Below are 15714 nucleotides of genomic sequence, written 5' to 3' on the forward strand. Positions count from 1 at the left end.
GCCCATCATCCCGCCAGTCGTTGCGACTCGAAACGTGCCGTTGCGCTGACCGCAGGCAGCGAGGCGCGCGGCTGGTCCGGCCAAATACCGCGCGTGTCGAGCACCGCCTTGTCGATGCGCTCTTCAAGCGGGATCGACTTGAATACGTCGTGGTCGACCAGCACGATCATGATCGAACACGTCTCGATCGCGGTATCGACGTCGATCAGCGTCGCGCCGGTGTCCGCCAGCACTGCGGGCAGCGTCTGCGCATAGGGCTCGACGATCCGCACCCGGTCGCCGAACTGGCGCGCCACGGCTTCGGCGACCTTGAGGGCAGGGCTCTCGCGGAAGTCGTCGATGTTCGCCTTGAACGCTAGGCCGAGGCACGCGACAATTGCGTCGGGTGATGCCTCAACCAGCGCCGCGACCTGCGCGATGACGTGGTCGGTCTTGCCGTCGTTGACCTCGCGCGCGGTGCGGATCAGCGGCGTCTGGTCGGGGGCCGCGTGGACCAGGAACCACGGGTCGACCGCGATGCAATGCCCGCCGACGCCAGGGCCGGGCTGCAGGATGTTGACGCGCGGGTGGCGGTTGGCGAGGCGGATCACCTCCCAGACGTCGACGCCCATCGTGTCGGCGATCAGCGACAGTTCGTTGGCGAACGCGATGTTGACGTCGCGAAACGCGTTCTCGGTAAGCTTGGTCATCTCCGCAGCGCGCGCGGTCGTGGTCACGCAGGCGCCGCGGACGAAGCGACGGTAGAAGGTCAAAGCCTTGCGCGCGCACCGCGGCGTGATGCCCCCGATGACCCGGTCGTTGTCGATCAACTCGACCAAGATGCGGCCGGGCAGGACGCGCTCCGGGCAATAGGCGATCGCGATATCCGCCTGGTCGCCGGTCTTGCCCGGTACGCGCAGGTCGGGGCGCAGGCTTGCCAGCAGGTCGCGAACCTTCTCCGTCGTACCGACCGGCGAGGTCGATTCGAGGATGATCGTATCGCCTGCCTTCAGCACGCTCGCGATGGTCGTCGCGGCGTCGAGGACATAGCGGATATTGGGTGCGTGATCGGCGTCGAACGGAGTCGGTACCGCGATCACGAAGACGTCCGCGGGCTCGATCGCGGTCGAGGCCCGCAACGTGCCACGCGCCACCACGCCCGAGACGAGGCCGTCGAGATCGACCTCCTCGATATGCACGCGGCCGGAATTGACTGTCTCCACGACTGATTCGGTAACGTCGACGCCGAGCACCTGCGCCCCCCGTCCGCGCGATGATCGCCGCGGTGGGCAGGCCGATATAGCCGAGCCCGAGGACGACGACGGTGAGGTTAGAGTCCGACAGCATGCGCAACGACCTTTGCGATTTTGGCGGCGGCATGGCCATCCCCGAACGGGTTATGGGCGCGGGCCATCGCGGAGTAGCGCGACGTGTCGTCGAGCAGGGTGAAGATTTCGGAAACGATGCGGTCCTCGTCGGTGCCGATCAGCCTGGCGGTGCCGGCCGCAACGCCCTCCGGACGCTCGGTGGTCTCGCGCATCACCAGGACCGGCTTGCCGAGCGCAGGTGCCTCCTCTTGCACGCCGCCCGAATCGGTCAGGACGATGTCCGCCATGCCTAGCGCGCGGACGAAGTGCGGGTAATCGAGCGGTTCGATCCGCGCGACGTTGGCGCGGGTGCCGAGGATGTCGTCCATCACCGATACGACGTTCGGGTTGGGGTGGACTGGGAACAGCACCGCGACGTCGCCGCGCGCCGCGATCCGGCCGATCGCCCGTGCGATCGCGGCCATGCCGTCGCCGAAATTTTCGCGGCGATGCGTCGTGACGAGGATGATCCGCTTGCCGGCAAAGCGCGTGGCGATTGCGTCCAGCCCGGCTGCGAGCGACGGGTCTGCCGCGACGCGGTCCGCGGTCCAGTGCAGCGCATCGATCACCGTGTTGCCCGTGACGTGGATCGTGTCCTCGGCGATCGTCTCGCGTCGCAACGCCTCCGCGGCGGTGTCGGTCGGCGCGAAATGCAGCGTGGCGATCGGCGCGACGATGCGACGGTTCACCTCCTCGGGCCAGGGGTGGTAGATGTCGCCCGACCGCAGCCCTGCCTCGACATGCGCGACCGGGACCTTGCGGTAATAGGCGGCAAGCGCCCCCCGTCATCGCGGTCGCGGTATCGCCCTGCACGATGACGAGGTCGGGCTGCTCTGCATCCATGACCTCGCCGAGCCCGACCAGCAGCCGCGCAGTGAGGCGGTCGAGCGTCTGTCCCGGTTCCATCAGGTCGAGATCGATATCCGGCACGAGGTCGGCGATTGCGAGCACCTGATCGAGCAGCCCCCCGGTGTTGCGCGGTGACGCAGGTGCGGACGGTCAGGCCGGGGATCGCAGCCAGAGCCCGGATCACCGGGAAGAGTTTGATCGCTTCGGGACGCGTGCCGAAGATGACGAGAACTTTGGGCATGATGCAGTCCCTAGATCAACGTCTTTAACGACGCGCTAATTCAATGCGACAATTTGCACGCAGGCGTAACGATCGGTAGACGGTCCCGCGAGATCAAAGGGAGCATCGAATGACCATAAAGCCGCTGCGCAAGGCCGTGTTTCCGGTCGCAGGACTGGGTACGCGCTTCCTTCCGGCCACCAAGGCCATGCCGAAGGAAATGCTCACCGTCGTCGACAAACCGCTGATCCAGTACGCCGTCGAGGAAGCGCTCGAGGCTGAGATCGAGCAGATCATCTTCGTGACCGGGCGCGGCAAGGGCGCGCTCGAGGATCATTTCGACATCTCGTACGAACTCGAGGATACGATGCGGTCGCGCGGCAAGTCGCTGGATGCGATCAGCAATATCCGGATGAAGCCCGGTTCGCCAGTCTATGTCCGCCAGCAGGAGCCGCTCGGCCTGGGCCACGCGGTCTGGTGCGCGCGCGAAATCGTCGGCGACGAGCCGTTCGCGGTCCTGCTCCCCGACGAGCTGATGGTCGGCAAGCCCGGCTTCATGAAGCAGATGGTCGAAGCCTATAATCAGGTCGGCGGCAATGTGATCGGCGCGCTCGAAGTGCCCGATTCGGAAACCGACAAATACGGCATCATCTCGCCGGGTGCGATCGATGGGCGACTCACCGAAGTGACCGCACTCGTCGAAAAACCCAAGCGCGGCACCGCACCGTCGAATTTGATGATACCGGGGCGTTACATCCTGCAGCCAGAGGTGATGCGGATCCTGGAGACGCAGGAAAAGGGCGCGGGCGACGAGATCCAGCTGACCGACGCGATGGCGCAGTTGATCGGCAACCAGCCGTTCCACGGCTTCACGTTCGACGGTCAGCGCTATGATTGCGGCGACAAGGCTGGCTACATCCAGGCCAACCTGGCGATCGCACTGGCCCGCGACGACATCGGGCCGGTGGTTCGTGAGTTCGCCAAGGGTCTGCTGGCAGGCTGAACGATCAGCCCGCTCACCGGAACGTCAGAAGGCGTTCCGGTGCAGCAGGACGCGGAAGGTCAGGAGGATGATCTTGATGTCGCGCCAGATCGACCAATGCTCGAGATACTCCAGATCCGCCTGGAGCCGGTTGCGCAAATCGTCCTCGTACAACGTCGCACCGCGATAGCCGCGAACCTGCGCAAGGCCGGTCAGGCCGGGCTTGGCCGCATGGCGATGCCAGTATCGCTGGTCGACTTCCCAGAACAGCTTGTCCGGCCGCGCGCGAGCCAAGTGCGTGCGGGCGCGGGCCGACGATGCTCATGTCGCCCTTCAGGACGTTCAGCAGCTGCGGCAGTTCGTCGATGCTGGTACTGCGGATGATCTTGCCGACGCGCGTGATCCGATCGTCGTCGCGCGACGTCGAGCGCGCACCTGCGCCGTCGCTGTGGTCAACGCGCATGCTGCGGAACTTCATCAGGCGGAACATCTGGTTGCTGCGACCGATCCGGATCTGGCTGAAGAAGATCGGCCCGCGCGAATCGACCTTCACCGACAGCGCGATCAGGATCCAGATCGGCATCAGCGTCACCAGCGCGCAGCTCGCGAGTATCACGTCGAAGCTGCGCTTCACGAAGCGGTCGAACAGGACCAGCGGGCCGTTGGCGATGATCACCGTCGGCGTGTCGCCGTGCGCGCTGATGCCGAGCGGCGCCAGCACGTTCAGTTCCGGCATGAAGATCTCGCTCTGGATGTTCGCGCCCTTCAAAGCCTGCGCCCAGGCGATCCGACGCTCCGGGCTGCACGCGACGATTACTCGGTCGGCGCCCGACAGCGATTGCGCGAGGCGGTCATACATCACGGGATCATGATGATCGGGATCGAAATAGGAGTCCGCGGCGATAACGACCGAAAAGTCCCCGCGCGGAATCGGCTGACCGGAATCGTACAGCAGGACGATGCTGAACGGATTCCCGCCGATGATCGCAGGCATGTGCCGGACGAACAGGAACCGTCCTAATGCCAAGGAAACAATGGCAAATGCCGAACCCATCGCGACGACAAGACGTGGGAAGGTATCGCTGGCCTTCAGACAGAACGCGATGAAGATGACTGCGGAGATCGCGAGCGCATAGGCCTGCAATCCTCGCGCTATCGAGCGGAAGGGGTCGCGAAGATTTGCGGCTGCATAGCTGTCGTTATTTAGCGTCGTAATAACGAAGACCGGGATCAACATCGCGAGGATTACGATCCAGGCCGTGTCGTTCGCGAATACCCCGCGCAGACCAGCCGCCGCCAGATAACTCGCAATAATGCAGCCGGTATCTACCGTCAGCATGCCGAGGATCAGGCGAACGCGTAGCGAGGACGCGCTCGGGCGCCAAGTCCGGGCAGGCTTCTTGCCGCGCGACGGCGCCACAGCACGGCTCAGAACGCCGCCCTCTACATTCATGAACTTGTCGGACGCACGCGCAGTCCCCCCTGCGCAAAGCGATACCGCGAAATGCCGCAATGCAAAAGAACTACTGTTCGTCGGGCACAAACCTTTAGTTGTTATTTTTCCAATTTGGTCAGCGTCGAAAACCAGAACTGCTACTAACTCACCGCGAAGGCCCGCTTTTTGCCGCACGCCGTACACCCCGGATCCTTGGGCAGGCGAGATCGTACGAAAGCGTAGCGCGAGCAGGTCGATCAGCAGCAATTTGCCGGCAGGATCGTCGCCGAACGGCGCGATCGCCCGGAGTACCTCGAGCGCAGCCAAGCTGCCGATCACGCCGGTGACAGGGCCGAGTACGCCGTCTTCCGCGCAACTCGTCTCTGCGCGCTCAGGGTCTTCGCCGACGAAGCAGCGGTAGCACGGCTTGTCCGCTTCCCAGCCGCGATAGGTTGCGAGCTGTCCCTCGAACTGCCCGACCGCAGCCGACACGAGCGGGACTTTCATGGCATGCGCGGCATCCGCGACCCGAAAGCGCGTCGTGAAATTGTCGCAGCCATCGAGCACCACGTCCGCCCCGGCTAGCAGCGCGGCGACGTTGTCGGCATCGATGCGTTGACGGTGCGTATCGACCGAAACGTGCGGATTGATCCGGCTTACGGCGGCTGCCGCTGCGTCGACCTTGGCGATACCGGTATCCGCGGTGGTGAAGATCGTCTGGCGCTGAAGATTGGAGGGTTCGACGCTGTCGTCGTCGATCAGGATCAGCCGGCCGACGCCGGCTGCACCCAGATACTGGATCGCAGGCGAGCCGATGCCGCCTGCGCCGACGATCGCGACGGTCGCCGCCTTCAACCGCGCCTGTCCCGTGCCGCCGAATTCCTTGAGGACGATATGCCGTGCATACCGGGCGAGTTCGTCGTCGGAGAGGATCATGCGCCCCAGGCGAACGTCAGGCTGGTACGGTACCAGGTGTCGGCGTCCGCATCGACGACATCGATCGAATCGCGCGCGCCCAGGATCACGCCTGCGGCATATTGCTCGACTGTCGGGCAGTCGATCGCCCGCGGCGTCACGCGGCGGACCCTGCCGTCGGGGGGTAACGAGCACTGCAAGGTCGACGGTTAGGGCCCAACCCTGAGACGTGCGCACGACATGCGCGCAGCGACCGGCGACGACTTCGCCGTGCACATAGGCGGAAGTGTTGGCGAGCGTCGTCGCCTGCCCCCCGGATGCGTAGGATCGGAAGCGTGCTCCAATCCTGAGGCGGCATCGCGCTGGCCATTGGCGTGGCCGGTGCGGCGGGAGCCAGGACCGGCGCCGCCGCAGTCTGGAGCAGGAGGAGGGAGGGCGGCGATCATCGGCCGGTCGATCCGAAGCCGCGTGCGCCGCGCAGGGTGTCGTCGAGCGTCGCGACTTCGTCGAGCGTGGCTCGAAGGACGACTGCGGGGACGAGCTGCGCGATCCGGTCGCCGCGCGCGATCGCGAACGGTTCCTGCCCGAGGTTGGCGAGGATCACCTTCACTTCGCCGCGATAGTCGCTGTCGATCGTGCCCGGCGTGTTGAGGCAGGTGACGCCGTGCTTGAACGCAAGGCCGGAGCGCGGTCGGACCTGGACCTCGTGGCCAGCGGGAATGGCGATCGCAAAGCCGGTCGCGACGGCGGCGCGCGCGCCGGGGGCGAGCGTCAGTTCCTCGGCAGCGACGACGTCCATCCCGGCGGCACCCTCGGTCGCATAGGCAGGCAACGGCAGGCCCTCGCCGTGCGGCAGGCGCTTCAGTTCGATGCGGATCATGATGCGGCTTCTAGCGCATCGGCGATGCGGTCCGCCAGTCGTGCGGCGACCGCGTCCTTGGGCAGGCGCTCCCAGCTCTCGACGCCGGCTTCGGTGACGAGGTGGACGCTATTGTTCGCCCCGCCCATCACGTCGCCCGAGACGTCGTTGGCGACGATCCAGTCGGCGGTCTTGCGAATGCGCTTGGCGGTGGCGTGCTCGATTACCCGCTCGGTCTCGGCGGCGAAGCCGACAAGCAGGCGAGGGCGGTATGGGCTACGCGCCAGAGTCGCCAGAATATCGGGGTTCTCCGCTAGCGTCAGCGTCGGGGTGGCATCGCCCTTCTTGATCTTCTGCGGGACGGACTCGACGTGCCAGTCCGCGACGGCGGCGACCATGACGGCGGCGTCGGCGGGCAGCGCGCGATCAACCGCGTCCGCCATCTCCCGAGCCGTCTTGACGTCGATCCGGCCGACGCCCTGCGGTGTCGGCAGCGTCACAGGGCCAGCGATTAGCGTCACGCGTGCGCCAAGCCGTGCGAGCGCTGCAGCGATCGCAAAGCCCTGTTTCCCCGACGAACGGTTGGCGATGTAGCGGACCGGGTCGATCGGCTCGTGCGTCGGTCCGGCGGTGACGAGGATATGGCGCCCTGCCAGCCGCTTCGGCGGGGCAGGGGCGAGCGTTGCTTCGATCGCGGCGACGATCGCGGGGGGCTCGGGCAGGCGGCCGGGGCCATATTCGCCGCACGCCATGATGCCTTCGTCCGGCGTCATCACCGTCACGCCGTCGGCACGAAGCTGCGCCACGTTGCGAACGGTGGCAGCATGGCTCCACATGCGGACGTTCATCGCCGGCGCCACCAGGACCGGCGTATCGGTCGCGAGCAGCAACGTCGTCGCGAGGTCGTTCGCGAGCCCTGCCGTCATCCGCGCCATCAGGTCTGCGGTGGCGGGCGCGACGACGATCAGGTCGGCCTCGCGGCTGAGTTGGATATGGCCCATCTCGGCCTCGTCCTTGAGATCCCAGAGCGTCGTGTAGACCTTGTCCTCGCTGAGCGCGGCGAGCGTCATCGGCGTGACGAAATGATGCGCCGCCTCGGTCATCACGCACCGCACCGCGTACCCCCCGCGTCTTGAGCAGGCGGATCAGCTCGGCGGCCTTGTAGGCGGCGATCCCGCCACCGACGATCAGGAGGATGCGTTTCATGCTCGCAGCTCTAGCGGATTACGCGCGTCACCGTAATGCGCCGCGTATCACTGGCGGCAGCGATCATGTCACGCAGGCCGTCGACCGCGAACGCCAGGCCGACCAGCAGCACCGGCGTGGTCATCAGCGCCCAGTAGAAATTGTCGCTCCGCGCGAATAGCGAGATCAGCGCGGCGTAGGCGGCGAACACGACGAGCGCGCGCGTCGCGACCGCATCGCGCCACGCGAGCCAGCCGAACAGCGCGGTGCCAAGAACGAGCGAGGCGAGCCACTGCGGCAGGATGTCGAGCCCCGACGAGATCGTTGCAAGCCTGACGTAGAAGCCAAACCCCTCGAGCCCGCTCCACCCCTGAGACACCCGGTCGAGCGGACCGCTGACCAGCGACACCGCGTGCGCATGGGCGGCAAGCACCACGGCGAAGACCCCTATCGCCCCGAGCCACCCCAGCGTCTCGCGCCGCTCGCCCTCGATCAACGCGAACACCGCCATGATCGCGACGTACAGCAACGCCGTCTCGCGGATCAGCATTGCCGATAGCCCGAACGCGACCGCAGGTAGCCAATGACCTGGACGGCGCAACGCCAGCGATAGCGCGATCAACGGCCCCGCCCAGACTTCGTGGAACACCACGAAGCTGGGATCGAGGTTCACGGAAAGCGCGGCGACGGCCAGCAAGCCAGCCACACCGAGCGGCACAAGGCCGGTCATTTCCGGACGGAGCCGCGCGACCCAGGCGAGGATCGTTCCGACGCACAACGCCAATAGCAACAGGTTCACCAGTATCGAGGGCAACGCTGCTTGAACGACCGCCAAGGTCGGCAGCCGAACCGCAAAGAACGGCTTCAGCGGATAATGTCCCATGCGCTGCGTTTCGGCGGCGACGGCGTAATAGGGCGAACCGCCACGCACGCCGGCGACGATCGTATCGTACAGCAGCAGGTCCGTCCGTCCGGGTGGCGGGGCATCGTATGCAATGGAGGTTGAGGCGCCCACGTCGACGCTAGGCCGCGGGCCGGGCGAGACGATCGCGCTGAGGCAGGCCGCCAGGAATACCAGGAACAGCACGAGGCCGATCCGAGGCCTGCGCCGACGGCATGCCCGCGAACCGGGTCGCGCGGGTCGTCCATAACGGAGCGCCGCGACGCGTCTTCATGCCCTCAACCAAACAGCAGCGTCGTCACGACCCCGGCGGCGGCCGCGAGCACCGCGACCAGGCCGTAACGCCACCCCCCACCGATCCGAATCACTTCGATCTCGCGCAGTGGCATCGTCGGCGGTGCGCCACCGGGGGCAGGGTAATGCGCCTCGATCCGGCGGACCAGTTCGGGAAGCCGGGTCAGCGTGCGGAAATCCTCGATCAGGCGGTCGGCGATCATCGCTTCTGGTCCGAGCTCGCCACGGATCCAGTCGCGGACGAACGGCTCGGCGGCTTCCCACAGGTTGATGTCGGGGTTGAGGCTGGTCGCGACGCCTTCGACCATCACCATCGTCTTCTGGAGCAGCAGCAGATGCGGCTGCGTCACCATGTCGAAATCACGCGTGATCGAGAACAGGCTGTCGAGCATCATGCCGATCGACATGTCCTTGACCGGCAGCCCCCGCATCGGCTCGCCGACCGCGCGCAAGGCGGTAGCGAATTCGGCGACGTCGTGGTGTGCGGGGACGTAGCCTGCTTCGAAATGGATCTCGGCGACGCGCTTATAGTTGCCGGTGATCAGGCCGTAGAGAATTTCTGCGAGCCAGACGCGCGCGCGGCGGTCGATCCGGCCCATGATGCCGAAGTCGATCGCGGCGATGCGGTTGCCGGGGAGCGCGAACAGGTTTCCCTGGTGCATGTCGGCGTGGAAGAACCCATCGGCGATCGCCTGGCGCAGGAACGCGCGGACCAATGTCTGCGCGAGCGCGGGGAGGTCGTAGCCGGCGGCGACCAGCGCCGCGCGGTCGGACAGCTTGATGCCGTCGATCCACTCGATCGTCATGACCTTCGCGGTCGAGCGCGCCCAGTCGATCGCGGGGATGACGAAATCGGGCTCGGCGGTCATGCCCTCCGCGAGTTCCGAGGCGGACGCAGCTTCGCGGCGGAAATTCAGTTCGCGGAGAGTCCAGCGCTTGAACGTCTCGATCGTCAGGCGCGGGCGCAGGCGCATCGCCTCGGGGCTGAGCGCCTCGAGCTGCGCTGCGGCCCAGCTATAGGTGTCGATAGCGCGCGCGAAATCGTCCTCGACGCCGGGGCGAAGGACTTTCACCGCGACCTGACGGCCATCGGTGGTGACCGCGCGGTGGACCTGCGCGATCGACGCAGCGCCGACCGGGATCGGTTCGATCCGCGAGAACAACGTCTCCAGCGGCTTGCCGAAGCTCGCCAGCATCGCCGCCTCGATCGTCTCGTAGGGGACGGGAGAGAGCCGGTCCTGCAACCTCAGCAAGTCATGCGCAGCGTCTTCGCCGACGAGATCCGGCCGCGTCGCGAGCGTCTGCCCCAGCTTGATCGCCGCGGGTCCGATCGCCTGGAACGCATCTGCATAGCGCGGCACCTCGGGGACGCGCGCGCCGAACCGCGCGATCCGTGCGAGGCGGCGGACAGGGGGCGGGGTGTTGGGGTCGCGCTCGATCCCGCGCAGCGCGCCGTGGCGTGCGAGAATGCGACCCCATTTGAGGAGGCGCCAGACGTGCGTGGTGGAAGCCGTCACAGTTGGATCAAATCTTCCAGCCGCTGTGGATCGCAACGAGCCCACCCAGAAGAGGCTCGACCTTCGTCTGCACGAAGCCGGCATCCGCGATCATGCCCTTGAACTTGGGCATGTCGGGGAAGCGGCGGATCGATTCGATCAGGTAGCGATAGCTGTCCGCATCCTGTGCGAGAAGCTGGCCGAGCTTCGGGACCATCTTGTGCGAATAGGCGTCGTACACCTCGGCGAACCCGGGCCAGACGGTGGTCGAGAATTCCAGGCAGTAGAACCGCCCGCCACGGCGCAGGACGCGGTGCGCCTCGCGGAGAGCTTTCGGGATATCCGTCACGTTACGGATGCCGAACGCAATCGTGTAGGCGTCGAAGAACTTGTCGGGGAAGGTCAGCGTTTCCGCGTTCGCTTCGGTCCAGACAAGGCCGTCGATGCCGCGCTTCTGCGCGCGCTGCATGCCGACTTCGAGCATCTGCGGGTTGATGTCGGCGACCGTGATCGACGCGCCCGACGGCTCCATGCGGAACGCGATGTCGCCCGTGCCGCCTGCCATGTCGAGGATCTGCTCGCCTTCGCGCGGCTTTACGCGGCGGACGAAGCGGTCCTTCCACAGGCGGTGCATGCCGCCCGACATCGCATCGTTCATCAGGTCGTATTTCCCTGCGACGTTCGAGAAGACGCCGCCGACGCGGGCGGTCTTCTCGGTGGCGGGGATGTCTTCGTAGCCGAAGGAGACGGTATCGGGCGTGAGTGCGGGCGCGGGCGCGATCAAGTCGTTCATATCCTGCGCTCTAGCCGCGCCTTGTGGCGCGAGCAAACGCAACCTAGCTGCAAACCGTGCCAGAATTACCAGAAGTCGAAACCACCGTGCGCGGGCTTGAGCCCGTGCTGAAGGGCCAGCGCCTGACCTCGGTCGAGCCGCGCCGCGCCGACTTGCGCAAAGCGATCCCGGTCGACCTGCGCCAGCGAATGACCGGGGCGACCGTTACGCATCTGGGCCGCCGCGCCAAATACGGGCTGATCGATACCGATCGCGGCGATACGCTCGTCTTCCATCTCGGCATGTCGGGGCGCTGGCGAGTCGATCCGAGCGAATTGCTGGCGCACGATCATCTGCTGATCGGCACCGAGGCGGGGCGGACGGTCGCGCTCAACGATCCGCGGCGATTCGGCTTTCTCGATCTGTGGGCGAGCGATGACATCGCCAATTATCCGCCGTTCCTCAGTATGGGGCCGGAGCCGCTCGGCCCCGACCTGACCGCGGCGTATTTGCTCGAGGCGCTCGAAGGGCGGGGGGCGTCGATCAAGGCGATGCTGCTCGACCAGCGAATCGTCGCGGGTCTCGGCAACATCTATGTGTGCGAAGCGCTGCACATGGCGAAGATCGCGCCGTCACGCGCGGCGGGGCGGATCTCGCTATTTCGGCTCGAGCGACTCGTCGAGGCGATTCGGACGGTTCTGACGGCGGCGATCCTTGCGGGTGGGTCTTCGCTTCGCGACTATGTACGACCCGATGGCGAACTCGGCTATTTCTCCAAGCAATGGCGCGTCTATGGGCGTGAAGGCGAGCCGTGCGAATGTGGTGCTACCGTGAAGCGGCGGACGGAGGGCGGGCGCTCGACGTTCTGGTGTCCGAAGTGCCAACGCGGTTGAGCCTATTAGTTGACGGGCTAGCACAAAGTGGGTAGGGCCGCGGCTTCGAGAGGGCGTAGGAGCAATCCGGCGCCCCTTTTTATTCATTCGAACATCCAGAGGGCTTCATGGCGAACACGCCGCAGGCGAAAAAGCGTATCCGTCGCAACGACCGTCGCGCGGAAGTGAACGGCAACCGCGTCGGTCGTATCCGTACCTTCATCAAGAAGGTCGAGGCCGCACTGGCTTCGGGCGACAAGGGCGCAGCGACCACCGCACTCGCAGCGGCACAGCCTGAGCTCCAGCGTGGCGTCGCCAAGGGCGTGCTGCACAAGAACACCGCGAGCCGCAAGTTCGCGCGTCTGACCAAGGCCGTGACCGGGCTCGCCTAAGCGACCGATCACTGCCAGATCATTGGCGAAGCGGATCACCCGTCGGGACCTTCCCGGCGGGTTTTTTGCGTCTGCGAAGGGAACCGGCGGGGAGTCCGCATAACCCTAGGATTCGCCACGATTCGTGTGGTCGAGAATCACGTCACGCAATCGCGGAAATTGCAAAAAATGCGTAAAGACAGCGACTTATAAAAATATCGACGCATTTCCGCGGCTTGGTCAAGTCAACCCGCTTTATTTCGAAAATGTGACGCGTCGGGGCCTTGCTAGGATCGTCGATCGCTTCATAACGGGGCTCACAGCGACGGTGGTTTCCACCGCTGCATCAACAAACAGGGCGAAGATGCCGGATGACCCTTGGGGTCGTCAGGGGGACCATTTTCTGTCGGGACTATATCACCCGCGCGAGCAATCTCGCGGGGTCGGAGAAGTGTGCGCGTGACGAAGTGGCAAGGATCTGTGACGCATGCGAGCGAGGCCGAAAAGGCCTGGGCCCGCGTTCGTGCATCCTTGCGCGAGTCGGCCGGCGCGCGGCTGTTCGAACAGTGGTTGAAGCCGATCGAGCTGATCCCGGGCGAGGACCGCGATACGATCCGGCTCGCGCTGCCGTCCGCTTTCATGACCAACTGGGTCCGCAATCACTACGCCGACCGGCTGGTGCTCGAATTCAAGCAGATCCTGCCCAACGTCCGTACCGTCCAGATCGAGACCCGGGCACCGGGTCGCGCAGCCGTCGTGCTGGCGATCGAACCGGTGGCCGACGCCATTCCCGCGAAGCCCGTTGCCGATCCGCTACCGGTCGAAGCCAAGCCGGCTCCCAAGCCGGTCGCCGACCCTGTGCAGGCGACGATGAAGTTCGGCGTCGATCCGTCGCTAAAGCCAGCGCCAGCGCCCGTCGTGACGTTGGCCCCGGTCGGCGTGCCCGCTGAACGGCCGCCGCTCGATCCGCGCTACACCTTCGCGCGATTCGTCGTCGATCCGTCCAACAAGGTCGCGTTCAACGCAGCCAAGGTGCTCGCCGAGCCCGGTCCGGTGCGGTTCAGCCCGTTGTTTCTCCACAGCGGCACGGGGCAGGGCAAGACCCACCTCATGCACGCGATCGGCCATGCGTTCCTCGAGCATAACCCGCACGCGATCGTGCTGTGCATGTCCGCCGAGCGGTTCATGTACGACTTCGTCGCGTCGATGCGCGCGCGCGATACGCATGCGTTCAAGCAGCGCCTGCGCGGTGCCGACCTGTTGCTGATCGACGATCTCCAGTTCATCGCCGGCAAGGACGCGACGCAGGAAGAATTCTTCCACACGGTCAACGAGATCATGGCGGCGGGCAAGCGGCTGGTGATCTCCGCCGATCGCTGCCCGCAGGCGCTCGAAGGCGTCGAGGCGCGGATCGTCAGCCGGATGTCGGTCGGTCTCGTGGCGGACATCAAGGCGCCCGACCTGGTGCTGCGGCGGACGATCCTCGATCGGAAGCTGGTCGACCTGCCCGACATGCGCGTGCCGACCGACGTGCTCGATCTGCTCGCCAGCCGCATCCACGCGAACATCCGCGAGTTGGAGGGCGCGCTGAACCGGGTGGTGGCGTATGCCCAGCTGACCGGCGATACGATCGATCTCGACTTCGCGGTGGCGACGTTGGGTGAGGTGCTGCGAGGCGCACAGAAGCGCGTGACGATCGACGAGATCCAGAAGCTGGTGTCCGCGCATTTCGAACTGAAGCCGCTCGATCTGATTTCGGCGCGGCGCGCTCGGGCTGTCGCGCGGCCGCGGCAGATCGCGATGTATCTGGCGAAGCGGCTGACGACGAGGTCGCTGCCGGAGATCGGGCGCAAGTTCGGCGGGCGCGATCACTCGACGGTGATCCATGCGGTTCGTAAGATCGAGGAACTGCGCGACTCGGACCGCGACATCGACGCTGCGGTGCGCGTCTTGATGCGCGAGCTCGAAGGCTAAGCCAGCCTACGTCAGTCTACGCTTTCATGGTCTCCCGCGGAGGCGGGAGCCCAGTCTGGACCCCCGCCTTCGCGGGGGGAACACGCTGATGTCCGTACTAAGTTCTGCTCCCCTCCCTGGAAGGGAGGGGCTGGGGGTGGGTTGGTCGGTTTGAGCCACACCGGTTCCACACTGCGGAAGCCGACCCACCCCCAACCACTCCTTTCCAGGGAGGGGGGCAGGTCGGTTCGCGTTAAACCTGCAACCCCATTGCGTCCTGCGTCTGCTTCAGCACCGGTGCCGCCAACGCGCGTGCCTTCTCTGCCCCCGCCTGCAACACCGCCGTCACCGCGCTGCGGTCATCGAGCAGCCGTACCATCTCGTCACGGATCGGCCCGAGCTTCGCCACCGCCAGATCCGCCAGCGCAGGCTTGAACGCGCCGAAGCCCTTGCCACCGAACTCGCCCAGCACGGTCGCCACATCGCTATCCGCCAACGCCGCGTAGATCGTCAGCAGGTTACGCGCCTCAGCCCGATCGCCCAACTCTTCGACGGTCGCGGGCAGCACGTCGGGATCGGTCTTCGCCTTGCGGAACTTGTCGGCGATCATGTCGTCGCTGTCGATCAGCTTGACCACCGACTGCTCGGACGGGTTCGACTTCGACATCTTAGCCGACGCATCGCGCAAGGACATGATCCGCGGCGCGGCCTTGCTGATCAGCGGCGCGGGCAGCGTGAACAGGTCGACGCCGTAATCGCCGTTGAACTTCGTCGCGATGTCGCGCGCGAGTTCGAGATGCTGCTTCTGGTCCTCGCCGACCGGCACGTGCGTCGCGTTGTAGAGCAGCACGTCCGCCGCCATCAGCACCGGGTAATCGTACAGTCCGACGCTCGCGCCCTCGCGGTTCTTGCCCGCCTTGTCCTTGAACTGCGTCATCCGGTTCAGCCAGCCGACGCGCGCGACCGTGTTAAGCAGCCACGCCATCTCGCTATGCGCGGGCACGCGCGCCTGGTTGAACAGGATCGACTTCGCCGGATCGATCCCTGCCGCGATCATCGTCGCGGCGACCTCGATCGTGTGCGACGAGAGCTCGGCCGGCGCGATCCATTCGGTCGGCGCGTGGAGATCGGCGATGAAGAACATCGACTCGCCGCCCTGCGCCGCGACGTCGTCCTGCAGCGTCACCCACTGCTTCACCGCCCCCAGGTAATTGCCGAGATGGAGATTACCGGTGGGCTTGATGCCGGAAACAACGCGCATGAA

General features: G+C 65.8%; 11 protein-coding genes and 4 pseudogenes. 4 read left to right on the forward strand and 11 right to left on the reverse strand.

Annotated features, from left to right (window positions below):
• Positions 1–5: 5 nt before the first annotated feature.
• Together wecC and wecB are read right to left on the reverse strand one after the other, a co-directional pair.
• Positions 6–1326, reverse strand: a pseudogene (gene wecC, locus NHF48_RS19465) (UDP-N-acetyl-D-mannosamine dehydrogenase).
• A pseudogene (gene wecB, locus NHF48_RS19470) lies at positions 1310–2436 on the reverse strand (non-hydrolyzing UDP-N-acetylglucosamine 2-epimerase). The pseudogenes wecC and wecB overlap by 17 nt, the downstream one beginning before the upstream one ends.
• Before the next feature lie 109 nt (positions 2437–2545).
• Here wecB and galU point away from each other — a divergent pair.
• Positions 2546–3418: a UTP--glucose-1-phosphate uridylyltransferase GalU gene (gene galU / locus NHF48_RS19475; protein WP_253072021.1), complete on the forward strand. Its 873-nt coding sequence runs from the start codon at positions 2546–2548 to the stop codon at positions 3416–3418.
• Between the two features lie 13 nt (positions 3419–3431).
• Here galU and NHF48_RS25415 read toward each other — a convergent pair whose 3' ends face one another.
• From NHF48_RS25415 to NHF48_RS19520, 8 genes and pseudogenes are all read right to left on the reverse strand, one after another.
• Positions 3432–4850 (reverse strand): sugar transferase, encoded by a 1419-nt coding sequence (locus tag NHF48_RS25415; protein ID WP_446741181.1) that lies wholly within the window; start codon positions 4848–4850, stop codon positions 3432–3434.
• A gap of 143 nt (positions 4851–4993) precedes the next feature.
• Positions 4994–5768: pseudogene (locus NHF48_RS19490) on the reverse strand (HesA/MoeB/ThiF family protein).
• Positions 5765–5908, reverse strand: coding sequence for a hypothetical protein (locus tag NHF48_RS19495; protein WP_253072022.1), 144 nt, complete (start codon positions 5906–5908; stop codon positions 5765–5767). The pseudogene NHF48_RS19490 and the gene NHF48_RS19495 overlap by 4 nt, the downstream one beginning before the upstream one ends.
• A 281-nt stretch (positions 5909–6189) precedes the next feature.
• Positions 6190–6627: a dUTP diphosphatase gene (dut, locus tag NHF48_RS19500; RefSeq protein WP_253072023.1), complete on the reverse strand. Its 438-nt coding sequence runs from the start codon at positions 6625–6627 to the stop codon at positions 6190–6192.
• Positions 6624–7812, reverse strand: a pseudogene (gene coaBC / locus NHF48_RS19505) (bifunctional phosphopantothenoylcysteine decarboxylase/phosphopantothenate--cysteine ligase CoaBC). Before coaBC ends, dut begins: the two are co-directional and overlap by 4 nt.
• A 10-nt stretch (positions 7813–7822) precedes the next feature.
• On the reverse strand, positions 7823–8878 hold the full coding sequence (locus NHF48_RS19510; protein WP_253072024.1) for a DUF2079 domain-containing protein: 1056 nt from the start codon (positions 8876–8878) through the stop codon (positions 7823–7825).
• Positions 8879–8970: 92 nt separating this feature from the next.
• Positions 8971–10503, reverse strand: a complete 1533-nt coding sequence (gene ubiB, locus NHF48_RS19515; RefSeq protein WP_253072025.1) for a 2-polyprenylphenol 6-hydroxylase — start codon at positions 10501–10503, stop codon at positions 8971–8973.
• A 7-nt stretch (positions 10504–10510) separates the two neighbouring features.
• Positions 10511–11275: a class I SAM-dependent methyltransferase gene (locus NHF48_RS19520; RefSeq protein ID WP_056051226.1), complete on the reverse strand. Its 765-nt coding sequence runs from the start codon at positions 11273–11275 to the stop codon at positions 10511–10513.
• Between the two features lie 56 nt (positions 11276–11331).
• Between NHF48_RS19520 and mutM the strand changes: the two genes are divergently transcribed.
• The 3 genes from mutM (at position 11332) to dnaA (ending at position 14471) form a co-directional block, all read left to right on the forward strand.
• Positions 11332–12147: a bifunctional DNA-formamidopyrimidine glycosylase/DNA-(apurinic or apyrimidinic site) lyase gene (mutM, locus tag NHF48_RS19525; RefSeq protein ID WP_253072026.1), complete on the forward strand. Its 816-nt coding sequence runs from the start codon at positions 11332–11334 to the stop codon at positions 12145–12147.
• 107 nt (positions 12148–12254) lie between these two features.
• Positions 12255–12518: a 30S ribosomal protein S20 gene (gene rpsT / locus NHF48_RS19530; protein ID WP_031394736.1), complete on the forward strand. Its 264-nt coding sequence runs from the start codon at positions 12255–12257 to the stop codon at positions 12516–12518.
• A gap of 438 nt (positions 12519–12956) precedes the next feature.
• A complete protein-coding gene (dnaA, locus tag NHF48_RS19535) occupies positions 12957–14471 on the forward strand; it encodes a chromosomal replication initiator protein DnaA (RefSeq protein WP_253072027.1) in 1515 nt (504 codons plus the stop codon).
• 232 nt (positions 14472–14703) lie between these two features.
• On the opposite strand, the gene trpS is transcribed toward dnaA, so the two are convergent.
• Positions 14704–15711 (reverse strand): tryptophan--tRNA ligase, encoded by a 1008-nt coding sequence (gene trpS / locus NHF48_RS19540; protein ID WP_253072028.1) that lies wholly within the window; start codon positions 15709–15711, stop codon positions 14704–14706.
• Positions 15712–15714 lie beyond the last annotated feature (3 nt).

Source organism: Sphingomonas sp. H160509 (assembly GCF_024124765.2).
Taxonomy (GTDB): Bacteria; Pseudomonadota; Alphaproteobacteria; order Sphingomonadales; family Sphingomonadaceae; genus Sphingomonas.